Source organism: Pseudomonas sp. RIT778 (assembly GCF_019718735.1).
GTDB lineage: Bacteria > Pseudomonadota > Gammaproteobacteria > Pseudomonadales > Pseudomonadaceae > Aquipseudomonas > Aquipseudomonas aphyarum.
Genome location: NZ_JAIHBA010000056.1, coordinates 1 through 22,217 on the forward strand (window position 1 = coordinate 1; position 22,217 = coordinate 22,217).

Annotated in this window: 18 protein-coding genes and 1 pseudogene; 10 read left to right on the forward strand and 9 right to left on the reverse strand. The window is 61.4% G+C overall.

Annotation, left to right across the window (positions count from 1 at the left end):
* The first annotated feature begins 22 nt into the window (after window positions 1-22).
* The 7 genes from betA (at window position 23) to yccS (ending at window position 11,681) form a co-directional block, all read left to right on the forward strand.
* Window positions 23-1,726, forward strand: a complete 1,704-nt coding sequence (gene betA, locus K5E37_RS28220; RefSeq protein ID WP_127800324.1) for a choline dehydrogenase — start codon at window positions 23-25, stop codon at window positions 1,724-1,726.
* A 263-nt stretch (window positions 1,727-1,989) separates the two neighbouring features.
* Window positions 1,990-3,432, forward strand: a complete 1,443-nt coding sequence (locus K5E37_RS28225; RefSeq protein ID WP_221535727.1) for a TldD/PmbA family protein — start codon at window positions 1,990-1,992, stop codon at window positions 3,430-3,432.
* Window positions 3,432-4,769 carry a TldD/PmbA family protein gene (locus tag K5E37_RS28230; protein ID WP_221535728.1) on the forward strand — a complete coding sequence of 446 codons (1,338 nt, stop codon included), beginning with the start codon at window positions 3,432-3,434 and terminating at the stop codon, window positions 4,767-4,769. The genes K5E37_RS28225 and K5E37_RS28230 overlap by 1 nt, the downstream gene beginning before the upstream one ends.
* 146 nt (window positions 4,770-4,915) lie before the next feature.
* Window positions 4,916-6,343, forward strand: a complete 1,428-nt coding sequence (gene mdtD, locus K5E37_RS28235; protein WP_221535729.1) for a multidrug transporter subunit MdtD — start codon at window positions 4,916-4,918, stop codon at window positions 6,341-6,343.
* A gap of 200 nt (window positions 6,344-6,543) precedes the next feature.
* A complete protein-coding gene (gene dbpA / locus K5E37_RS28240; RefSeq protein ID WP_007959732.1) occupies window positions 6,544-7,929 on the forward strand; it encodes an ATP-dependent RNA helicase DbpA in 1,386 nt (461 codons plus the stop codon).
* Window positions 7,930-8,096: 167 nt separating this feature from the next.
* The gene (locus K5E37_RS28245) at window positions 8,097-9,275 is read left to right on the forward strand and encodes an NAD(P)/FAD-dependent oxidoreductase (RefSeq protein WP_007959730.1); all 1,179 of its coding nucleotides are present in this window, start codon (window positions 8,097-8,099) and stop codon (window positions 9,273-9,275) included.
* 222 nt (window positions 9,276-9,497) lie between these two features.
* Window positions 9,498-11,681 carry a YccS family putative transporter gene (gene yccS / locus K5E37_RS28250; RefSeq protein WP_221535730.1) on the forward strand — a complete coding sequence of 728 codons (2,184 nt, stop codon included), beginning with the start codon at window positions 9,498-9,500 and terminating at the stop codon, window positions 11,679-11,681.
* A gap of 133 nt (window positions 11,682-11,814) precedes the next feature.
* On the opposite strand, the gene K5E37_RS28255 is transcribed toward yccS, so the two are convergent.
* On the reverse strand, window positions 11,815-12,552 hold the full coding sequence (locus tag K5E37_RS28255; protein WP_064380188.1) for an ABC transporter substrate-binding protein: 738 nt from the start codon (window positions 12,550-12,552) through the stop codon (window positions 11,815-11,817).
* Window positions 12,553-12,808: 256 nt separating this feature from the next.
* On the opposite strand from K5E37_RS28255, the gene K5E37_RS28260 reads away from it, so the two are divergent.
* Complete coding sequence (locus K5E37_RS28260) at window positions 12,809-13,261, forward strand: GNAT family N-acetyltransferase (protein WP_011336314.1); 453 nt, start codon at window positions 12,809-12,811, stop codon at window positions 13,259-13,261.
* A gap of 42 nt (window positions 13,262-13,303) precedes the next feature.
* On the opposite strand, the gene K5E37_RS28265 is transcribed toward K5E37_RS28260, so the two are convergent.
* From K5E37_RS28265 to K5E37_RS28275, 3 genes are read right to left on the reverse strand one after another with little or no spacing between them, the layout of a single operon-like run.
* Window positions 13,304-13,600, reverse strand: coding sequence for a helix-turn-helix domain-containing protein (locus K5E37_RS28265; RefSeq protein WP_007894945.1), 297 nt, complete (start codon window positions 13,598-13,600; stop codon window positions 13,304-13,306).
* A gap of 24 nt (window positions 13,601-13,624) precedes the next feature.
* Window positions 13,625-14,116 (reverse strand): M48 family metallopeptidase, encoded by a 492-nt coding sequence (locus K5E37_RS28270; RefSeq protein ID WP_007959720.1) that lies wholly within the window; start codon window positions 14,114-14,116, stop codon window positions 13,625-13,627.
* 41 nt (window positions 14,117-14,157) lie between these two features.
* Window positions 14,158-16,281, reverse strand: a complete 2,124-nt coding sequence (locus K5E37_RS28275) for a bifunctional diguanylate cyclase/phosphodiesterase (RefSeq protein ID WP_221535731.1) — start codon at window positions 16,279-16,281, stop codon at window positions 14,158-14,160.
* Between the two features lie 351 nt (window positions 16,282-16,632).
* Between K5E37_RS28275 and K5E37_RS28280 the strand changes: the two genes are divergently transcribed.
* Window positions 16,633-17,301, forward strand: coding sequence for a polysaccharide lyase family 7 protein (locus tag K5E37_RS28280; protein ID WP_007959711.1), 669 nt, complete (start codon window positions 16,633-16,635; stop codon window positions 17,299-17,301).
* Between the two features lie 364 nt (window positions 17,302-17,665).
* Window positions 17,666-18,024 (forward strand): annotated as a pseudogene (locus K5E37_RS28285) (DUF6124 family protein).
* An 84-nt stretch (window positions 18,025-18,108) separates the two neighbouring features.
* Here K5E37_RS28285 and fba read toward each other — a convergent pair.
* From fba to epd, 5 genes are all read right to left on the reverse strand, one after another.
* The gene (gene fba, locus K5E37_RS28290) at window positions 18,109-19,173 is read right to left on the reverse strand and encodes a class II fructose-bisphosphate aldolase (protein ID WP_007959708.1); all 1,065 of its coding nucleotides are present in this window, start codon (window positions 19,171-19,173) and stop codon (window positions 18,109-18,111) included.
* A 125-nt stretch (window positions 19,174-19,298) separates the two neighbouring features.
* Window positions 19,299-19,631, reverse strand: a complete 333-nt coding sequence (locus K5E37_RS28295) for an MliC family protein (protein WP_011336325.1) — start codon at window positions 19,629-19,631, stop codon at window positions 19,299-19,301.
* Between the two features lie 56 nt (window positions 19,632-19,687).
* Window positions 19,688-19,909, reverse strand: coding sequence for a hypothetical protein (locus K5E37_RS28300; protein WP_085697808.1), 222 nt, complete (start codon window positions 19,907-19,909; stop codon window positions 19,688-19,690).
* A gap of 33 nt (window positions 19,910-19,942) precedes the next feature.
* Entirely contained in the window at window positions 19,943-21,106 is a 1,164-nt protein-coding gene (locus K5E37_RS28305) for a phosphoglycerate kinase (RefSeq protein ID WP_007959705.1), read from the reverse strand.
* Window positions 21,107-21,118: 12 nt separating this feature from the next.
* The gene (epd, locus tag K5E37_RS28310) at window positions 21,119-22,171 is read right to left on the reverse strand and encodes an erythrose-4-phosphate dehydrogenase (protein ID WP_179693422.1); all 1,053 of its coding nucleotides are present in this window, start codon (window positions 22,169-22,171) and stop codon (window positions 21,119-21,121) included.
* Window positions 22,172-22,217: the final 46 nt, after the last annotated feature.

Here is a 22,217-nt window from a genome sequence, read left to right on the forward strand (position 1 = left end):
AACTTCAAAGAGGGTGCATTCAATGTCCCAAGAATTCGATTACATCATCGTCGGTGCCGGCTCTGCCGGTAACACTCTGGCGACCCGTCTGACTGAAGACGAAGGCGTCACCGTCCTGCTGCTCGAAGCCGGTGGCCCGGACTACCGTTTCGACTTCCGCACGCAAATGCCGGCCGCCCTGGCATTCCCGCTGCAAGGCCGTCGCTACAACTGGGCGTACGAAACCGATCCGGAGCCACACATGGACGGTCGCCGGATGGAATGCGGTCGCGGCAAGGGCCTCGGCGGTTCATCGCTGATCAACGGCATGTGCTACATCCGTGGCAACGCGATGGACTACGACGGCTGGGCGAAACTGCCAGGCCTGGAAGACTGGACCTACCTCGACTGCCTGCCGTACTTCCGTAAAGCGGAAACCCGCGACATCGGCCCGAACGACTACCACGGCGGCGAAGGCCCGGTCAGCGTGACCACGCCGAAAGCGGGCAACAACCCACTGTTCCACGCCATGGTTGAAGCTGGCGTACAGGCCGGTTACCCGCGCACCGAAGACCTGAACGGCTACCAGCAGGAAGGCTTCGGCCCGATGGACCGCACCGTGACGCCGAACGGCCGTCGTGCTTCGACCGCCCGTGGTTACCTGGACGTGGCCAAGAAGCGTTCGACCCTGACCATCGTCACTCACGCCCTGACCGACAAGGTTCTGTTCGAAGGCAAGCGTGCCGTTGGCGTGCGTTACCTGGTCGGCGCCGCTGAAGAGCGCGTCGAAGCCCGTGCCCGCAAAGAAGTCATCGTCTGCTCCGGCGCGATCGCTTCGCCGCAACTGCTGCAACGCTCCGGCGTCGGCCCGGCAAAACTGCTGGAAAGCCTCGACATCCCGGTCGTTCACGATCTGCCGGGCGTCGGCGAAAACCTGCAGGATCACCTCGAGCTGTACCTGCAATACGCTTGCACCCAACCGGTCTCGCTGTACCCGTCGCTGCTCTGGTACAACCAGCCAGCCATCGGTGCCGAGTGGCTGTTCAACGGCACCGGCATCGGCGCCAGCAACCAGTTCGAAGCCGGCGGTTTCATCCGTACTCGCGAAGAGTTCGAATGGCCGAACATCCAGTACCACTTCCTGCCGGTGGCGATTAACTACAACGGCAGCAACGGTGTGAAAGAGCACGGCTTCCAGGCGCACATGGGTTCCATGCGTTCGCCGAGCCGCGGTCGCATCCAGGTCAAATCCAAGGATCCGCGCCAGCACCCGAGCATCCTGTTCAACTACATGGCCACCGAGCAGGACTGGCAGGAATTCCGCGACGGCATCCGCCTGACCCGTGAAATCATGCAACAGCCTGCACTGGACGCTTTCCGTGGCCGCGAAATCAGCCCGGGCATCGAAGTGCAAACCGATGAGCAGCTGGACAAGTTCATCCGCGAGCACGCCGAAACCGCGTTCCACCCGTCCTGCTCGTGCAAGATGGGCACCGACGACATGGCCGTAGTGGATGGCGAAGGCCGCGTGCACGGCATGCAGGGTCTGCGTGTGGTCGATGCTTCGATCATGCCGATCATCACCACCGGCAACCTGAACGCGCCGACGATCATGATGGCCGAGAAAATCGCCGACAAGATCCGTGGCCGTCAGCCGCTGCCGCGCAGCAAGGCGCCGTACTATGTCGCTGGCGATGCGCCGGTGAAAGGCAAGGCGCTGCGTGATGTGAGTGCTGTTGCTCAGTAATTCAGCTACACCGCATCAAGGCTAATCGCGAGCAGGCTCGCTCCCACATTTGGAATGCATTTCAACTGTGGGAGCGAGCCTGCTCGCGATGAGGCCCTACCGATCACCACCTATCTCCCTGCTTCCTACAGTAAATCCCCCTACACCCCCTCTTCACTTGATCCTACCCCCTCGCAGGCCTACTCTAGTCCTCGCCCAATCGTTTCACCCCCTCCCCGCCGAATCCGCTTCGCCGTTTCTCCCATAACAAGGAGGTTTCCCTGATGTTCGATTTCCACCCCCAGCTCAAGCAGCGCTTCGCTGCCTTGCGCACGGGCGCCGAGTTTTTTTCCTTGCGGTATGTCCGCGAGTCCGGCCAGTACCTGTCGGTGCGCAAGAACGTCGCCGAACCGCCGAGCCTGAGCCGCGACGAAGGCGCGATGCTCACCGTTCGCATCAACGGCGTCGAAGCCTACGCCGCGACCAATGACCTGTCGCAACAAGGCCTGCAAGCCGCCCTTGAGCGTGCCGAGCAACAGGCCCGGCGGATCAAGCCCCACGCCCTGCTCGACCTGAGCCAGCAGCCGGTGTCCAGCGACCGCGCCGACTACTTTTCACCCAATCTCGAACAACCCTTTCCGTCCCTGAGCGAATGCTTCGAGCTGCTCGGCGCGGAATCCGCCTCGGTGCCAAAGGATGAGCGCCTGGTGAATTGGGAAGTGAGCATCGGCATCACCCACGTCGAACAGATCTACCTGAGCAGCGCCGGCGCCGAATTGCGACAGGCCCAGCGCTTCGTCTACCCGGGCCTCGACGTCACCGCGTACGACGGCAACGACAGCCAGACCCGCAGCCTCGGCCGTGAGAACTTCGGCCAACAGGGCGGCGCAGACGTGATCAGCCGCTGCGGTTTGATCGGTGCCGGCCCGCAAGTCGCCGATCAGGCGCTGCAACTGCTGCTCGCGCCGAACACCCCGCAAGGCCCGCGCGACCTGCTGCTGATGCCTGACCAGATGATGTTGCAGATCCACGAATCCATCGGCCACCCGCTGGAGCTCGACCGGATCCTCGGCGACGAGCGCAACTACGCCGGCACCAGTTTTGTCAAAGCCTCGGATTTCGGCAGCCTGCAATACGGCTCGAAACTGCTCAACGTGACGTTCGATCCGGGCATTCCCGAAGAACTGGCGAGTTACGGTCACGATGACGACGGTTCCAAAGCCAGCAAACAATTCCTGATTCGCGAAGGTCTGCTGGTCCGTCCGTTGGGCGGTGCACTGTCGCAGTTCCGCGCGGGTCTGGACGGCGTCGCCAACAGCCGCGCCTGCGGCTGGAACCGCCCACCGATCGACCGCATGGCCAACCTCAACATCGAGCCGGGCGACCAGCCGCTGGAACAACTGATCGGCGGCATCGAAAACGGCATCCTGATGAGCACCAACCGCTCATGGTCGATCGACGATGCCCGCAACAAATTCCAGTTCGGCTGCGAATGGGGCCAGTTGATTGAAAACGGCGAACTCAAGGGCGTGGTGAAAAACCCGAACTACCGGGGCATTTCCGCGCACTTCTGGAAGAGCCTGCGCGCCGTCGGTAACGCCGGCACCACTCAGGTGCTGGGCACGCCGAACTGCGGCAAGGGCGAACCGAACCAGGTGATCCGCGTCGGCCATGCGTCGCCGGCCTGCGTGTTCAGCAATGTTGATGTGTTTGGGGGAGACGCATGATGAGTATTTCCAAGAACCCGTCCGAGGCGTTCAAGGTGCTGGTCAACTGGCTGCGCGATGCGGTGCGCGAGCCGGAACAGTTCACCCTGAGTTACGACGCCGAATCGTCGGCCTTCGTCCGTTTCAACCACGCCAAGGTGCGTCAGGCCGGGCAAGTGCAGCAAGCCGGTATCGGCCTGAAACTGATCGACGACGGTCGCCATGCCGACCTGCACATCACCCTGTCCGGCGAGCAGGCCACCGACCTGCAACGTCTCGCCGAAGGTTTGCAGCAACTGCGCGAAACCCTGCCGCTGCTGCCACAGGATCCGTACCTGTTGCTCAACCACAACGGCTGGCAGAGCAAGAATGTGCAGGAACATCCGCTCCCGGACACCGAACAAGTGGTGGCTGAAATCGCCCAGGCGGCCGAAGGTCTGGATCTGGTCGGCTTCTACGCTGCCGGCCCGATCAGCCGTGGCTTCGCCAGTTCTTCCGGCGCATTCGGCTGGCATCAGGCCAACAGTTTCAACTTCGACTTCAGCCTGTTCCACGAGAACGGCGAAGCGGTGAAGGCCAGCTACGCCGGGCATGACTGGAACAGCGAAGACTTCGCCAAACGCATCCAGCAGGCCCGCGAACAACTCGAGTTTCTCGGTCGCCCGCTGCGCACCCTGCCGCCCGGCCAATACCGCGCCTATCTGGCGCCCGCAGCGCTGGAAGAAATCATGGGTATGCTGTGCTGGGGCGGTTTCTCGGCGCAGTCGATTGCCAGCAAAAGCAGCCCGCTGCAGAAGCTGTATGCCGGCGATCAGACGTTCAGTCCGCTGGTGTCCCTCGACGAGAAAGTCAGCGACTCGCTGAGCCCGGCGTTCTCCGGCGAAGGTTACCCGCGCAGCGATCTGCGGTTGATCATCGAAGGCAAGGCAGGTGATCAGTTGGTGAGTTCGCGCAGTGCTGCCGAATATGGTCTGACGGCCAACGGTGCCGGCGGTGGCGAATCGCCGAGCGCGCTGAACATGGGCGCAGGTGATCTGCCGCAGGCCGAAATCCTCAAGCAGTTGGGCACCGGTCTGTACATCAGCAACCTGTGGTACCTGAACTTCTCCGATCAACCGGCGGCGCGACTGACCGGCATGACCCGGTTTGCCACGTTCTGGGTCGAGAATGGCGAGATTCAGGCGCCGGTCAGCACCATGCGTTTCGACGACAGCGCCTACAGCCTGCTCGGTTCGCAGCTTGAAGCGTTGACCGCCGAGCGGGAGTTGCTGCTGTCGGCGAGCACTTACAGCCAGCGCAATACCTCTTCGGCGCTGCTGCCGGGGGCGCTGGTGAGCCGATTGACCCTGACGCTGTGAAACCCTGTGGGAGCGAGCTTGCTCGCGAAGAGGCCATTTCATTCAACATTGATGTCGACTGATTTACCGCTTTCGCGAGCAAGCTCGCTCCCACATTGACCGTGCTCGACCATGGATATGCATTAACCCCAACCACAAGAGGTTCCATGCCCAACCGCCCGCCTCTCGACGCCATCACCGCCCGCTGGTTGCCGTGGGTCGTCGCCATCGCTTTCTTCATGCAGTCCCTCGACGGGACCATCCTCAACACCGCCCTGCCGGCCATGGCCAGGGACCTGGCCGAAGACCCGCTGCGCATGCAGGGCGTGATCATCGCCTACATGCTCACCGTGGCCCTGCTGATTCCGGCCTCAGGCTGGATCGCCGACCGCTTCGGCACCAAGAAAATCTTCTTCGGCGCGATCCTGCTGTTCAGCCTGGGCTCGCTGCTGTGCGCCTTGTCGAGCAGCCTGAGCATGCTGATCGGCGCGCGCGTGATCCAGGGCCTCGGCGGTGCACTGATGCTGCCGGTGGGGCGCCTCGTGGTGCTGCGCGCCTATCCGCGTTCGGAACTGGTGCGGATCATGGGCTTCATCACCATTCCCGGCCTGCTCGGCCCGCTGATCGGCCCGACCATGGGCGGCTGGATGGTCGAATACCTGACGTGGCACTGGATCTTCCTGATCAACCTGCCGGTCGGCGTCATCGGTTGCTACGCGGTGTGGAAATTCATCCCCGACCTGCGCGGCACCGAGCGCACGCGGTTCGATAGCCTTGGTTTCCTGCTGTTCGGCGCGGCGATGGTGCTAATCACTATCGCCATGGAAGGCCTCGGCGAACTGCACCTGCCGCACCTGCGGGTGATGCTATTGCTGTTCGGCGGTATGGCGTGTCTGGCGGCGTACTGGTTGCGCGCCGGGCACATTGAAAACCCGCTGTTCGCGCCGTCGCTGTTCAAGACCCGCACCTTCGCGGTCGGCATTCTCGGCAACCTTTTCGCCCGGCTTGGCAGCGGCGCCCTGCCGTTTCTGGTGCCGTTGCTGCTGCAAGTGGCGCTGGGGTATTCGCCGTCCCAGGCGGGGATGAGCATGCTGCCGCTGGCCGCTGCCGCAATGGTCGCCAAGTGGGGCGCGCGGCCGCTGATCGAGCGTCTGGGCTATCGCATCGTGCTGACCGGCAACACCCTGTTTCTGGGGATCATGCTGGCGAGCATGGGGCTGGTCAGCGAGCAGACGCCGTACTGGCTGCTGCTGTGCCTGCTGGCGGTTCTCGGGGCGATCAACTCGCTGCAATTCACCGCGATGAACACCGTGACCCTGATCGACCTCGACGACGCCAGCGCCAGCAGCGGCAACAGCCTGCTGTCGGTGGTGGCGCAGTTGTCGCTGAGCCTTGGTGTGGCGTGCGCCGGGGCGTTGCTCGGCGGCTTTACGGCAGAGATCGGCAACGACGGCGTTGAGACCGTGTTGGGCGCGTTTCAACTCACGTTCGTGACCGTTGGGATCATGGCGATGCTCGCTGCGACCATTTTTTCTCAACTTTCAAAGAATGACGGACGGCGCGTCAGAGGTCCGGAACAGCACATCGAGTCTTAGTTTCCGGACGATAAGTGCCTGCGCTCGTCCATGCTGCGTTGAAAACAGGCTCGAAATGCTCATTGGCTAAAGCCAACTCCGCTTTCTCGCCTGTTTTCGCCTTGCCTGGCCTTCGCTCGGCAACTTCTCGTCCGGAAACTGCGGGCTAATGGCCACCGGGCTGGTACACTGCGCGACATTTTGTTTTGCAGGCCAGTCCCGTGACCACCATCGCCACCGCTTTTAATACTTTGCCGCTGTCCGCCGCCATGCTGGCTAACCTCGACTCCCTCGGTTATGCCCAGATGACGCCGATCCAGGCGCAGAGCTTGCCGGTGATCCTCAAGGGGATGGACCTGATCGCCCAGGCCAAGACCGGCAGCGGCAAGACCGCCGCGTTCGGTATCGGCCTGCTGAACCCGATCAATCCGCGCTATTTCGGTTGCCAGGCACTGGTGATTTGCCCGACCCGCGAGCTGGCCGACCAGGTCGCCAAGGAAATCCGTCGTCTGGCCCGTGCCGAAGACAACATCAAGGTCCTGACCCTGTGCGGCGGCGTGTCCTTCGGCCCGCAGATTGGCTCGCTGGAGCACGGCGCGCACATCATCGTCGGCACCCCGGGCCGCATCCAGCAGCACCTGCGCAAGGGTTCGTTGGTCCTCGACGGCCTGAACACGCTGATCCTCGACGAAGCCGATCGCATGCTCGACATGGGTTTCTACGACGCCATCGAAGACATCATCGAGCAGACCCCGGCCCGTCGTCAGACCCTGCTGTTCTCCGCTACTTATCCGGTGGGCATCAAGCAACTGGCGTCGAAGTTCATGCGCGACCCGCAAACGGTCAAGGCCGAAGCGTTCCACGACGACACCCAGATCGAACAGCGCTTCTACGAGATTTCCCCGGAAGAGCGCATGAGCGCGGTGACCAAGGTCCTGCATCACTTCCGTCCGGCCTCCACCGTGGCGTTCTGCTTCACCAAGCAGCAGGTTCAGGAAACCGTCGATCACCTGACCTCCAAAGGCATTTCCGCCGTCGGCCTGCACGGCGATCTGGAACAGCGTGACCGCGATCAGGTGCTGGCGATGTTCGCCAACCGCAGTACTTCGGTACTGGTTGCCACCGACGTTGCCGCCCGTGGTCTGGACATTGATGCACTGGACATGGTGATCAACGTCGAACTGGCCCGCGACTCGGAAATCCACATTCACCGCGTCGGCCGTACCGGTCGTGCCGGCGAGAAAGGCATCGCGGTCAGCCTGGTGGCGCCGTCCGAAGCTCACCGCGCGCAAGCCATCGAACAACTGCAGAAAACCCCGCTGAACTGGGATCAGGTGGACAACCTGAAATCCCAGGGCGGTGCCCCGCTGCAACCGCCGATGAGCACGCTGTGCATCGCTGGCGGGCGCAAGGACAAGGTGCGTCCGGGCGACATTCTTGGCGCACTGACCGGTGAAGCCGGGATTCCGGGCGCTCAGGTCGGCAAGATCGCGATCTTCGACTTCCAGTCGTATGTGGCTGTTGAACGCACCGTGGTCATGCAGGCGCTGCAGCGCTTGAACAACGGCAAGATCAAGGGTCGTTCGCTGCGCGTTCGCGTTTTGTAAGAACGCTTAAATGATCGTTCCCACGCTCCGCGTGGGAATGCCGCCATGGACGCTCTGCGTCCGCTTTTAAATCGTGACGCGGAGCGTCACAGGATGCATTCCCACGCAGACGGTTCGACGCCTCGACGTGGGAACGATCTGCGTGGTCATTGTGTGAGGACACCGTTTTGCGCTCTACCGAAGTCGTGATCATTGGCGCTGGCGCCGCAGGGTTGATGTGTGCACTGACCGCCGCCGGGCGCGGGCGTCAGGTGATGCTGCTCGACCACGCGAACAAGGCCGGCAAGAAAATCCTGATGTCCGGCGGTGGGCGCTGCAACTTCACCAACATGTACACCGAACCGAGCAATTTTCTCTCGCAGAACGCACACTTCTGCAAATCCGCGCTGGCCCGCTACACCCAGTGGGACTTCATCGGCATGGTCGCCAAACACGGCGTGCCGTACCACGAGAAGAAACTCGGTCAGCTGTTCTGCGATAACAAATCCAGCGACATCCTCGGCATGCTGCTGGACGAGTGCGATCAGGTCGGCGTCAACCTGCACCTCGACACCTCGATCCAGACCATCGAGAAGGTCGAGGGCGGTTACCTGCTCGACACCACCCTCGGCCAGATCCAGTGCCAGTCGCTGGTGATCGCCACCGGCGGTCTGTCGATCCCGACCCTCGGCGCGACCGGTTTCGGTTATCAAGTCGCCAAGCAGTTCGGCCACGACCTGCTGCCAACACGCGCCGGTTTGGTGCCGTTCACCATCACCGACCAGCTCAAGGAGTTGTGCACCGAACTGTCCGGCACCTCGGTGGATTGTCTGGTCAGCTGCAACGATCAGAGTTTTCGCGAGAACATCCTGTTCACTCACCGCGGCCTCAGTGGCCCGGCGATTCTGCAGATTTCCTCGTTCTGGGAGCCGGGCGACACGGTCGAAATCAACCTGCTGCCCGATCATGACGCCGCGAGCTGGCTGCAACAGCAAACCGCCGAGCGTCCGAACAGCGAGCTGAAAACCCTGCTCGGTGAAATCTTCACCAAGAAGATGGCCAACCTGCTGGCGGACAACTGGTTTGTCTCCAAACCGATGAAGCAGTACACCCACGCCGAACTGGCGGACATCGCCGAAAAGCTCGGCAGCTGGAAAGTCGTCCCGGCCGGCACCGAAGGCTATCGCACCGCCGAAGTGACGCTGGGCGGCGTCGACACCCGCGAAGTGTCGTCCAAGACCATGGAATCGCTGAAAAGCCCGGGCCTCTATTTTGTTGGCGAAGTGCTGGATGTCACCGGGCATCTGGGCGGTTTCAACTTCCAGTGGGCGTGGGCCTCTGGCTACGCCGCCGCGCAGTACGTCTGACAAACACAAATCAAACTGTGGGAGCGAGCTTGCTCGCGAAGGCGGACTGTCAGCCAACAACCATGTTGCATGTGCCGACCCCATCGCGAGCAAGCTCGCTCCCACAGTGGTATGTGGTGCATGAAAGGAACACTTTTTGCTGTCAGATGTGATCGGCGCCATTGCGTCGGCGTCATTACTGGCTCAATTTAGCGGCATCGCCTCGGAAGGCCTTCGCACTTCATGTCCTCGACCTCGTTTCGTCAGTCTTTGCGGCGCCTGTGGGCGCTGGATAAATTCAGCTACAGCGTGCGGGTGTTCATCGCCCTGACCGGCAGCATGGCGCTGTGCTGGTATCAGGATGAAATGGGGCTGCTGATCCCGTTGTTCCTCGGGATCATCGCCAGCGCCCTGGCCGAGACCGACGACAGTTGGCAGGGCCGCCTCAATGCACTGGCGGTGACGCTGGTGTGTTTCAGCGTCGCGGCGCTGTCCGTGGAATTGCTGTTCCCCTACCCCATCGTTTTTGTCATCGCTTTGGCACTGGCCAGTTTCGGCCTGACCATGCTTGGGGCGCTCGGCGAAAGGTATGGTGCGATCGCTTCTGCGACGCTGATACTTTCTGTCTACACCATGATCGGCGTGGATCAGCGCGGCGGCGCGGTCACGGATTTCTGGCACGAGCCGATGCTGCTGGTGGCCGGCGCTGCGTGGTACGGCCTGCTGTCGGTGCTGTGGCAGGCGATGTTTTCCAATCAGCCGGTGCAGCAGAGTCTGGCGCGGCTGTTCCGCGAACTCGGCTATTACCTGAAGCTGAAATCCTCGCTGTTCGAGCCGATCCGTCAGATGGACGTCGAAGCACGGCGACTGGAACTGGCCCAGCAAAACGGCCGGGTCGTCGCAGCCCTGAACAGCGCCAAGGAAATCATCCTGCACCGGGTCGGCAACGGTCGGCCCGGCTCGAAAGTCAGCCGTTACCTGAAGCTGTACTTCCTCGCCCAGGACATTCACGAACGAGCCAGTTCTTCGCACTACCCTTACAACGCGCTGGCCGATGCGTTTTTCCACAGCGACGTGCTGTTCCGCTGTCAGCGCCTGTTGCGTCAGCAAGGCAAGGCCTGCCGGGCGCTGGCCGAATCGATCCAGATGCGCCAGCCGTTCATCTATGACGCGAGTTTCGCCGAAGCCCTGAGCGACCTGCACGCCTCCCTCGAACACCTGCGCATCCAGAGCAACCCGGCCTGGCGCGGACTGCTGCGTTCACTGCGCGCACTGGCGGCCAACCTCGGCACCCTCGACCGTTTGCTCAGTGACGCCAGCAACCCCGATGCGCTGGCGGATGCCACCGACAGCAGCCTGCTCGACCGCTCGCCGCGCAACTTCAAGGACGTGTGGATTCGCCTGCGCACGCAGCTGACGCCGACCTCGCTGCTGTTCCGCCATGCCCTGCGTTTGCCGCTGGCGTTGAGCATCGGCTACGGCATGGTGCATCTGATTCACCCGTCGCAGGGTTACTGGATCATCCTCACCACACTGTTCGTCTGCCAGCCGAACTACGGCGCGACCCGGCGCAAACTCGGCCAGCGGATTTTCGGCACGGCGATCGGCCTGACGATTGCCTGGGCGCTGTTCGATCTGTTCCCGAATCCGCTGGTGCAGTCGTGCTTCGCCATCGCTGCCGGCGTGGTGTTCTTTACCAACCGCACCACCCGCTACACCGTGGCGACCGCCGCGATCACGATCATGGTGCTGTTCTGCTTCAACCAGGTCGGCGATGGTTATGGTCTGTTTGTGCCGAGGCTGTTCGATACCTTGCTCGGCAGCCTGATCGCGGGGCTGGCGGTGTTCCTGTTCCTGCCGGACTGGCAGGGTCGACGCCTGAACAAAGTGCTGGCCAACACCCTCACCTGCAACAGCATTTACCTGCGCCAGATCATGCAGCAATACGCCGCCGGCAAGAGCGACGACCTCGCCTATCGCCTGGCCAGGCGCAACGCGCACAACGCCGACGCGGCACTCTCCACGACGCTGGCGAACATGCTGATGGAGCCGGGGCATTTCCGGAAGGAAGCCGACGTGGGCTTCCGCTTTCTGGTGCTGTCGCACACCTTGCTCAGCTATCTGTCAGGGCTTGGTGCACACCGGGAAACCCAGCTGCCGGCCGAGGTGCGCGAACACCTGATCGACGGCGCCGGCGTGAGTCTGGCGGCAAGTATCGATGAAATCGCCCAGGGTCTGGCGAGCAAACAGCCGATCGCGATTCAGAGCGATGAGGAAGAAGCGCTGGCCAACGAGCTTGAGCAAATGCCGGACGAAATCGACGAAGGCCAGCGGCTGGTGCAGACGCAACTGGCGTTGATCTGCCGTCAACTCGGGCCGTTGCGCACGCTGGCGGCGCACCTGATCAAAGACACCAGCGAGGATTGAGTCAGGCGGCTGCCAAGGCGCCATCGCCAGCAGGCTGGCTCCCACACTTTGGCTCTGGAATGCATTCCCACTGTGGGAGCCAGCCTGCTGGCGATGAGGCAATCAATCACACCGCAAATTCTGGATCAGCCCTTCACATGCCATGCTGCCTCAGCAGCTTGTCATAGCTGCCATCGGCCTTCATCGACGCAATCGCCTTGTCGAACCCGGCCACGATCTGTTCGTGCTGCGGGTTCTTCAGGCTGACCAGAATATGCAGGCTGTTCTCGCTCAGCGGCTTGGGCAGAAACTCCACCGCATTGCGCACTTTCGGTGACTCCCGGGCCAGGTAATAGCGGGCGACGTACTCGTCTTCCAGAGTCAGCTTGACTCGGTCCGCCGCCAACATGCGCACGGCCATGGCGAAGTTATGCACAGGGACTTTCTGCAACGCGGTGTCGGCATCGAACGGCGCCGAATAGGCGTAGCCGCGCACTACCGCAATCGGATAGGTGTGCAGTTCCTGCAGGTTGTTGTATTCGATGGGCGCGTCTTTGCGCTTGAGGAAACGCACGCGATTGAGCAGGTACTCAGCAGAAAACTGCCCCAGCTTCGTGCGCTCGTCGTTGTACCAGGCGTTGACCAGCACGTCGTAACGTCCTTCGCCAACCCCCATCAACGCCCGCGCCCACGGCACCTGCTCGTAACCGCTGGCATAACCGGCACGGGCCAGGGCCGTGCTGACGATGTCCGTCGCCAGTCCACCGTTGACCAGCGTGTCATCGGTAAAGGGCGGCCAGACGTCGAACACCAGACGCAATTTCTCCGCTGCAGCGCTTTGACCCAGCAACAGCAATCCGATCAAAGCAAAGGCTCGATGCAATCGCGGCATGCTTGAAAATCCTTAGCGGGCGGGCCGCCCGGCGTGTTTTCAGTCAAAACCCCAAGGCCCCTTACCGGCGAATCCCAGGCCCTAACATTAGCTCATTGAAGCCATTGCACAGCGCTTCCCAGCAGATTACACAAAGTACGGCGGGCCGCGATATTGGAATGATGGCATTTTGGCCTTTGTCACAGATTTCTCAGCCATACAGACATATTTCGGCGCTGCGCTTAGTATCGGGCGACGTAGTTCAAGGAATCGGAAGATGACAATCGAGTGGGTCTGCAAACATCACAGCGATCTGGGACTGGAGCAGCTGTACGCCATTTTGAAATTGCGCTCGGAAGTGTTCGTGGTCGAACAGCGCTGCGCGTACCTGGATCCGGACGGTCAGGATCTGGACGGTGACACCTGCCATTTGATGGGCTGGGACGGTGATCAGCTGGTGGCGTACCTGCGCCTGCTGGATCCGGAATCCCAGGGTGGCGACGTGGTGATCGGCCGCGTGCTGACGGCGCCGGCCGGCCGTGGCAAGGGATTGGGGCATGAAATGATGGAACAGGCGCTGAAACAGGCCGAGAAGCGTTGGCCTGAAGTGCCGATCTATCTGTCGGCCCAGGCGCATTTGCAGGGGTATTACGGGCGGTACGGGTTTGTGGTGGCGGGTGAGGAATATCTTGAGGATGACATTCCGCATATTGGTATGCGGCGGTCTTGAGATTTCCCCTTCGCGGGCTTGCCCGCGAAGGCTCTGCTGAGGTCAGGGATACTCGAGAACAGCCTTGATCTGCCGCAAATTCCGCTCAATCCACCCCCGATCAATCGCCCCCCACTCGCGAATCCGATAGCGCCCCGCATGATTGCGCGCGCCCTCTTCCTGTTCGAACTCGCAGACGATATCCAGATCCGCCAGCGCCGCAATGGTGTCCTGCGCCGTGCGCCGGGGCATGCCGGTGACTTCGGTCAGCGCCGGCACGCTGCTGGCCAGGCCGCTGTCGATCAGGTACGCCACGTACAAGCGCCGGTAGAAACTGCTCTTGGTCTTGCTTACGTCCATGCATGCGCTCCGTTGTTTGATGTCTTATTGCATGTCCCGCCACGTCAGGTACACCCGCAGGTCGAACTCGACCTGGTGGTAGCCCGGCAGCATGTGCTCACATAACTTATAGAACGCCTTGTTGTGATCCGACTCCTTGAAGTGCGCCAGCTCGTGGACGACGATCATCTTCAGAAACTCCGGCGCGGCGTCCTTGAACAGCGAGGCGATGCGGATTTCTTTCTTGGCCTTGAGCTTGCCGCCCTGCACCCGCGAGACCGTGGTGTGCAAGCCGAGGGCGCGATGGGTCAGGTCGAGGCGGTTGTCGAACAGAACCTTGTCGATGGCCGGGGCGTTGCGCAGGTATTCCTGCTTCAGGTCCAGCGCGTAGCCGTACAACGCCTTGTCGCTCTGCACATCGTGGCGGCCCGGATAGCGTTGGCTCAGGTAATCACCGAGGCGGTTGTCGGCGATCAATTGGCGCACCTGATCCTGCAGATTCGCGGGATAGGCCTGGAGGTATTTCAACGCAGTCATGGGGCGGCACGGGTCATGAAAAGGCCGCCAGTGTAGCGAATTCAACCGGCCAACGCGCTCCAGTCGAACGGCTCGGTAAAGCGTGCGGTGTCCTCGGCGACCAACGGCCGCGCCACCAGGAACCCTTGCACGTACTCGCAACCATGGGCTTGCAGCCACTGGTATTGCTCGACGGTTTCCACGCCTTCGGCAATCACCAGCAAGCCGTATTCCTTGCACAGGTCGATGACCGTGCGCACCAGCGAAGCGTCGCGAGACGAGTCCGGCAATCGGGCAATGAGGTGCCGATCGAGTTTGAGAGTGTCCAGCTCCAGATCACGCAGATGCGCCAGCGAGCAGGACCCGGAACCGAAATCATCCAGCGCCACCCGCACCCCGAGATTGCGTAGCAGCTTCAGCTGTTTGCGGGTCTCGTCCGGATTGATCGTCAGCGCCTCCTCGGTCACTTCCACTTCCATCTGGTGTGGCTGCAAACCATGGCGCTCCAGCACCTGGCGCAATTCAGTGACCAGATTTGGCAGGCCGAACTGGGTGTTGCTCAGGCTCACGCCGATGACCAGATCTTTGGAAAACTCGGACTCCCAGGCCTTACGCTGCCCGGCGCTGCGGTGATAAATCCAGCTGCCGAGCCGGCTGATCAACGTCGCCTCTTCCAGTAACGGCAGGAACAACCCCGGCGGCACGTCGCCGACGCTCGGGTGCTGCCAGCGCAGCAATGCCTCGAAACCGCGAATCCGGCCGTCACCAATCGCCACCTGCGGCTGATACACCAGATTGAAATCGCGGTTCTCGATGGCGTTGCGCACGCTCTCTTCCAGCATCAGCCGAGAGCGCGCACGGCCGTTCATTTCGTGATCGTAAAAGCGATATTGCTGACGCCCGGCACGCTTGGCTTCGTACATGGCAATGTCCGAGGCGCGCATCAACCCGTCGAGGTTGTTGCCGCAATCCGGGTAGGTGGCGATGCCGATACTCGCACCCAGAGCGATATCGAGGCCTTCGATCTGCTGACAGATCGACACCCGCTCGATGAGCTTCTCGGCGATCTTCGCCGCTTGTTCGGGGAATTCCAGATCCAGCAGCGCGGTGAACTCATCGCCGCCCATCCGCGCCAGAATATCGAATGGCCGCAGGCAGGCTTTCAGTTGTTCGGAGACCCAGCGCAACACCCGGTCCCCTGCATCATGGCCGAGGGAATCGTTGACCCTCTTGAAGCCGTCGAGATCGAGGTACATCAGCACCCAACTGCTGTCCGTGCGCTCGCCGCGCAACAGCAGGTTTTCCACAGTCTGGTAAAAACCCCGGCGATTGAGCAGCCCGGTCAGCGGGTCGGTGACCGCCTGAAATTCCAGCTGTTGATGCAGATGGCGCACCACCGACATGTCCAGCACCGTCACCACCATCGCGTGCTGTTCACTCGGGAGCGGCGCGCAGGACAAGGCCACCGGCACTTGCTGCCCCGGCGCGGTACGCAGCAGCGCGTCGTGCAAGCGCAACGTCTCGCCGCGTTTGTAACTGGCGTAAAACTCGGAATCGGCCCACAGCGGAATGTGCGGTTTCTGCAGGAAATCGAGAAACTCCTGCCCTTCCAGCTCCTTCACTGGCGCATTCAGCAACCGGGAAATCGCCGGGTTGGCGAAGCGAATCAAGCCATCCTCGGCCAACACCAGAATCCCTTCGGCAGCGTTATCCAGCACCGACGCATTGAAGGCTCGCGCCGATTCCAGATCCTGACTCAAACGCTGCAAGGCCCGGCGATTGCGCTGGTGCTCCAGCAACGCCTGGACTTTGGGCTTGAGAATCTGCGGATCGAAGGGTTTGAACAGGTAATCCACCGCACCGCTGGCGTAGCCCTTGATCACGGCGTCCTGGGACTGCTCGTTGGCGGTGAGGAAAATGATCGGGGTCAGGCGCGTGCGCTGACTGCCGCGCATCAGCCGCGCGACTTCGAAACCGTCCATGCCCGGCATCTGCACATCCAGCAGCACCAGATCGACGTCGTGTTCGAGCAGCAGGCTAAGGGCTTCGAAACCGGAAGCCGCGGTCATCACCTGCCAGTCCTGGCGCTGCAGCAACGCGCGCATGCTGATCAGATTTTCAGGGTAATCATCAACGATCAAAAGGACTGAGCTGCCTTCACCTGGCTGGGGTTGCGCGCATTCCATGCTGCTTCTCTTGTCGGGACATCTCGTGTCGGGGCATCTCGGATCAGTGTTCCGGGCGGTTTCTCGTGAAAACCGTACAGTCACTGAGCCTTCACTCTAGTCCGGGATCTGTAAAAGCAATAGCTGTCATCCAGCCATCATTTAACCAATCCGATAGGCAGCCGACTAACGGTCACCGCTGAAGCCCCCGAAAACCGGGAAAGATGGCATTTCGACAGGATGTTGACGCCAATCATCCGCCAGACGGCCGTTAACAAAAAATCCCTCTACGCTTATAAAGGCCGCCCCCAAGAACCGCGGGCTAGAGCTTCTGGCACGCGCGTGCAACAGCAACAGAGTGGAAGAACCGACATGATCGACCTCGCAACCTGGAACCTCAGCGTTCCCGTTGGCAGCCCGCCCTACACCGTCGAAACCTCCAAACTGGTGAACGGCTTCAAGGATCAGTACTTCCATTCCGACACCGGCACCCTGTTCTTCTGGTCCCCGGTGACCGGCTCGAAAACCGAAAACGCGATCTACCCGCGCACCGAATTGCGCGAAACCTACAGCAACGGAACATTGCGCAACTGGTATTACCCGGACGCCGACAACCTGCTGCGCGCGACCCTCTCGGTCAACAAGGTGCCCAGCTCCGGCAAGATCGTCATCGGCCAGATCCACGCCTATGAAAGCCAGAAGCCGATGCTCAAGCTTGAGTACCAGTACAAAGACAAAACCGAGACCGGCAACCTGGTGATCAAACTGCGCACCCATCCGGATCAGGACGAAAGCCGCGTCATCACCCTTGCCACCGGGATCAAACTCAATCGCGAGTTCAACTACCTCATTCACCTGAGCCCCGGCGGTGCGCTGGGCGTGAGTGCGGCCGGGTATCAATGGGATTCGCAGATCAGCGCGACATGGCGCAACAAGCCGCTGTATTTCAAGGCAGGCGTGTATGTGCAGGACAACACCGGGTACACCAGTGAGGGGGGGCAGGTGACGTTCAGCAAGCTGGATATCGATCACGATAAATAGCGGCCGCGCGACCGTTTAAGGCTTCTGTTTAAAGGCAATTCGCGAAACGTCCCGAAGCCTACAACGGCTTGCGTCGCTGCCTACCGGTACGCCAGAATCCGCCGGCTTGTGCGCCTGGAGGGCCGTCGGTAACTTGATTCGGGTCACTGATTTGCAGTGATCGGGTTTAGTAGCCCGTGGCTTCGAGCTTGTGCACAAGCATCTATCAGTCAGGAATTTCGATTCCTGCACCTGATGGCGACTGTGCGCAGGGCACCTTCGGGTGCGCCGGCTTGCTCGAAACCCCGGTCTACTAACCTGCGTACAGTTGCCTCCACTTTGATTAGTAGCCAGAGCGGGGGCACTCCAATCAGGTTTCGAGCAAATGATTAAATCTACGCCTCATCCGCCGGTCGCAGACCCGGCCTCCCCCTACGATTCCATCGATCCCAAAAAACTCAACGAAGCCGCCGAACGCGCCCTCGACCACTACCTCTGCCCCGGCGCCCGCATCATGGCGACGGTCAACGAACCCGACCGCATGTACTTTGCCAACCCCGCCTACAACACCGAATCCCTGCTCGCCAACGCCAGCGAAACCCTCGGCTCCGCCAGCGAAATGCTCAACAACTTCGCCGCCTCCCTCACCCCGCTGACCGCAAAACCGCGATAGGCATTGCGCAACTGGTGATGCTTGGAGAACTGGCGGTAAATCAGGCGCTGGATCACGTCGAGCCGAACTAGGAACCCCTCGTTCATCCGACAAAATCGGCTCAAAAAAAACCCGCCTCACGGCGGGTTTCTTTCAAATCAGCTCAACACCCAGTCTCAATTGACCTTGGCGTTCAACTCACCCTTCAGATAACGCTGATACATGCTTTCCAGCGAGATCGGCTTGATCTTCGAAGCGTTGCCGGCAGTACCGAAAGCTTCGTAACGAGCGATACATACATCGCGCATCGCCTTCACGGTTTCGCCGAAGAATTTACGCGGGTCGAACTCGCTCGGGTTGGTGGCCATCAGGCGACGCATGGCGCCGGTGGATGCCAGACGCAGGTCGGTGTCGATGTTGACCTTGCGCACGCCGTGCTTGATGCCTTCGACGATTTCTTCAACCGGTACGCCGTAGGTTTCTTTGATGTCGCCGCCGTACTGGTTGATGATCGCCAGCCACTCTTGTGGAACCGACGAGGAACCGTGCATCACCAGGTGGGTGTTCGGGATGCGTTTGTGGATTTCCTTGATGCGGTCGATCGCCAGCACGTCACCGGTAGGTGGCTTGGTGAACTTGTAGGCGCCGTGGCTGGTGCCAATGGCGATGGCCAGGGCATCAACTTGAGTCTTCTTGACGAAGTCAGCGGCTTCTTCCGGGTCGGTCAGCATCTGGCTGTGGTCCAGAACGCCTTCGGCGCCGATGCCGTCTTCTTCACCGGCCATGCCGGTTTCCAGGGAGCCCAGGCAGCCCAGCTCGCCTTCAACCGAAACGCCGCAGGCGTGAGCCATGGCGACGGTTTGTTGGGTCACGCGGACGTTGTATTCGTAGTCGGTCGGGGTCTTGCCGTCTTCGCCGAGGGAGCCGTCCATCATGACCGAGCTGAAGCCCAGCTGGATCGAGCGCTGGCAGACGTCAGGGCTGGTGCCGTGGTCCTGGTGCATGCACACCGGGATGTGCGGGAATTCTTCGATTGCCGCCAGGATCAGGTGACGCAGGAACGGGGCGCCGGCGTATTTGCGGGCACCGGCCGAAGCCTGAACGATCACCGGGGAGTCAGTCTTGTCAGCGGCTTCCATGATGGCGCGCATCTGCTCAAGGTTGTTGACGTTGAAGGCTGGAACGCCGTAGCCGAACTCGGCTGCGTGGTCCAGCATCTGGCGCATGCTGATAAGTGCCATTGTGTGTCTCTCTCCCGGTTTGGGTCGTTAATCGTGCCAGCCTGCCGGAGCGGCGGCGGCTATTCAAGTGATTGCAGATCGGGGGTTGAGGCCCGGCCTGGTGATTCGATAAAGCAAATTCTGTTTTATTCGGCTTTGCAGCCCCGGCCGATCAGATCATTGGTGGCGACCCAGTAAACCAGGCCTTCCTCACCTTTGATGTGAAACGCCAGCATGTCGTCGCTGTACAGCGCGCCCGAGGCGCCCGGCTCTTCTTTCAGGCGATAAACCTGATCACCGCCGCCCAGACGCACATCGACTTCCTTGCGGGCGGCATCAGTGAAGCGCCACAGCACCTTGGCCTGGCTGTCGCAGGTCCAGGTGGTCCAGTTATCCACAGGGGCGGACGACTGGAACGGGTTCCACTGCGCGCAACCACCCAACAATCCCAGTGCCGCAACGGCGATCAAGCCTTTCATCCGTGTTCCTCGACCGGCAGCGCACGCCGCCGGACTTGAGTAAAGAGTCAGACCGGTCAAGGACAACCATGTTCCTTGGCCGGGGTTTGCGTCTCGTATTTGTCCAGACCGTCCGGGCCCGAGCGCTTGTTCAGCACCGGGTTGGTTTCGGCCTGCCAGTCGGCCTGGTAGCAGCCTTTCTGTGCCTCGCCGGGTGCCGGCTCCGGCGCAGCCTTCGGGTTACTTCCGCAGGCTGCCAATGTACCGGTCAGCAACAACAGCGCTAACGACTTGACCATCTGAACACTCCTTGCCTGGCCAATCGGGCGGCCTCAGGCCTTGGCCCGGCTTTCCAGGACTTCAACGGCCGGCAGCACCTTGCCTTCGACGAATTCGAGGAACGCGCCACCGCCGGTGGAAATGTAGGAGATCTTTTCTGCCACGCCATATTTATCGATGGCCGCCAGGGTGTCGCCACCGCCGGCAATCGAGAACGCCGCGCTGTCCGCGATGGCCTGGGCCAGCACTTTGGTGCCGTTGCCGAACTGGTCGAATTCGAACACGCCGACCGGGCCGTTCCACAGGATGGTTTTCGACGACTTCAGCAGTTCGGCGAAGTTGGCCGCGGTTTGCGGGCCGATGTCGAGGATCATGTCGTCAGCAGCAACGTCAGCGATCAGTTTCACGGTCGCTTCGGCGCTTTCAGCGAATTCCTTGGCAACTACCACGTCGACCGGCAGCGGCACGCTGACCTTGGCGGCGATGGCGCGAGCGGTGTCCAGCAGGTCCGGCTCGTACAGCGACTTGCCGACCGGGTGACCGGCCGCAGCCAGGAAGGTGTTGGCGATGCCGCCGCCGACGATCAGTTGATCGCAGATCTGGCTCAGGCTGTTCAGCACGTCGAGTTTGGTCGAGACCTTGGAACCGGCAACGATGGCCGCCATCGGCTTGGCCGGGGCGCCCAGGGCTTTGCCCAGTGCGTCCAGCTCAGCAGCCAGCAGCGGGCCGGCAGCGGCGATTTTGGCGAACTTGGCGACGCCGTGGGTCGAACCTTCTGCGCGGTGAGCGGTGCCGAAAGCGTCCATCACGAACACGTCGCACAGGGCGGCGTATTGCTGGGCCAGTTCGTCGGCGTTCTTTTTCTCGCCCTTGTTGAAGCGCACGTTTTCGAACAGCACGATGTCGCCGGCCTTGACGTCAACGCCGCCCAGGTAATCAGCCACCAGCGGCACTTCGCGGCCCAGGGCCTTGCTCAGGTAGTCAGCGACAGGCTTGAGGCTGTTCTCGGCGGAGAACTCACCTTCGGTCGGACGACCCAGGTGCGAGCAGACCATCACGGCCGCGCCTTTTTCCAGGGCCAGCTTGATGGTCGGCAGCGAAGCCAGGATACGCGCATCGCTGGTGACAACACCGTCCTTGACTGGGACGTTGAGGTCTTCGCGGATCAATACGCGCTTACCTTGCAGATCGAGGTCGGACATCTTCAACACGGTCATGGGTCGCACTTCCTACGGTTTTTTTGAAGTCGCTGTTTGCAGATAGTGTTCTGCAACATCCAGCATTCGGTTGGCAAAACCCCATTCGTTGTCGAACCAGGCCAGGATGTTCACCAGCCGTGGGCCGGAAACGCGGGTCTGACTGGCATCGACGATGGCCGAATGTGGGTCATGGTTGAAATCACAACTGGCGTGAGGCAATTCGGTGTAGGCCAACAGACCTTTGAGCGGGCCGCTGGTGGCGGCGTCGCGCAGGATCCGGTTGACCTCGCCGGCGTCGGTGTCGCTCGCGGTCTGCATCGTGATGTCGAGGCAGGACACGTTGACCGTCGGCACGCGTACGGCTTTGGCCTGAATTCGCCCGGCAAGTTCCGGCAGCAGGCGCTCGATACCACGCGCCAGACCGGTGGACACCGGAATCACCGACTGGAACGCCGAACGGGTGCGGCGCAGGTCTTCGTGGTGATAGGCGTCGATCACCGGCTGATCGTTCATCGCCGAGTGAATCGTGGTGATCGACACGTAATCCAAGCCGACCGCCTGATCCAGCAGACGCAACAGCGGCACGCCGCAGTTGGTGGTGCAGGAGGCGTTGGACACCAGCAGTTCGTCGCCGGTCAGGCAATCCTGATTGACGCCGTAGACGATGGTGGCGTCGACATCCGCCTCGCTGGCCATCGGCTGCGAAAACAGCACACGCGGCGCGCCGGCGTCGAGGAAACGCTGGCCGTCTGCGCGGGTGTGGTAGGCGCCGGAGCATTCGAGCACCAGATCGACGCCCAGGGACGCCCAATCGATGCCTTCGGGGGTGGCACTGCGCAGGACCTTCACGCAGTCGCCATTAATATGCAGACAATCGCCGTCGACCTTCACTTCGCCGGGGAACCGGCCGTGGGTGGAGTCGAAGCGTGTCAGGTATTCGATGCTGGCCATGTCGGCCAGATCGTTGATCGCGACAATCTCAAACCCGGCCTTCTCGCCTCGCTCGAACAACGCACGCAAGACGCAACGACCAATCCGGCCGTAGCCGTTGAGTGCAACTTTGTAGGGACGCGGTTGAGGCATGGGGTTCTCGATTACCGTGGTGAATCAGGCAGTGCGATGTTGCCCG

Coding starts and splice junctions, on each gene's coding strand:
- betA (WP_127800324.1), top strand. CDS start 23: ATGTCCCAAGAATTCGATTACATCATCGTCGGTGCCGGCTCTGCCGGT.
- K5E37_RS28225 (WP_221535727.1), top strand. CDS start 1,990: ATGTTCGATTTCCACCCCCAGCTCAAGCAGCGCTTCGCTGCCTTGCGC.
- K5E37_RS28230 (WP_221535728.1), top strand. CDS start 3,432: ATGAGTATTTCCAAGAACCCGTCCGAGGCGTTCAAGGTGCTGGTCAAC.
- mdtD (WP_221535729.1), top strand. CDS start 4,916: ATGCCCAACCGCCCGCCTCTCGACGCCATCACCGCCCGCTGGTTGCCG.
- yccS (WP_221535730.1), top strand. CDS start 9,498: ATGTCCTCGACCTCGTTTCGTCAGTCTTTGCGGCGCCTGTGGGCGCTG.
- K5E37_RS28255 (WP_064380188.1), bottom strand. CDS start 12,552: ATGCCGCGATTGCATCGAGCCTTTGCTTTGATCGGATTGCTGTTGCTG.
- K5E37_RS28260 (WP_011336314.1), top strand. CDS start 12,809: ATGACAATCGAGTGGGTCTGCAAACATCACAGCGATCTGGGACTGGAG.
- K5E37_RS28265 (WP_007894945.1), bottom strand. CDS start 13,600: ATGGACGTAAGCAAGACCAAGAGCAGTTTCTACCGGCGCTTGTACGTG.
- K5E37_RS28270 (WP_007959720.1), bottom strand. CDS start 14,116: ATGACTGCGTTGAAATACCTCCAGGCCTATCCCGCGAATCTGCAGGAT.
- K5E37_RS28275 (WP_221535731.1), bottom strand. CDS start 16,281: ATGGAATGCGCGCAACCCCAGCCAGGTGAAGGCAGCTCAGTCCTTTTG.
- K5E37_RS28280 (WP_007959711.1), top strand. CDS start 16,633: ATGATCGACCTCGCAACCTGGAACCTCAGCGTTCCCGTTGGCAGCCCG.
- fba (WP_007959708.1), bottom strand. CDS start 19,173: ATGGCACTTATCAGCATGCGCCAGATGCTGGACCACGCAGCCGAGTTC.
- K5E37_RS28295 (WP_011336325.1), bottom strand. CDS start 19,631: ATGAAAGGCTTGATCGCCGTTGCGGCACTGGGATTGTTGGGTGGTTGC.
- K5E37_RS28300 (WP_085697808.1), bottom strand. CDS start 19,909: ATGGTCAAGTCGTTAGCGCTGTTGTTGCTGACCGGTACATTGGCAGCC.
- K5E37_RS28305 (WP_007959705.1), bottom strand. CDS start 21,106: ATGACCGTGTTGAAGATGTCCGACCTCGATCTGCAAGGTAAGCGCGTA.
- epd (WP_179693422.1), bottom strand. CDS start 22,171: ATGCCTCAACCGCGTCCCTACAAAGTTGCACTCAACGGCTACGGCCGG.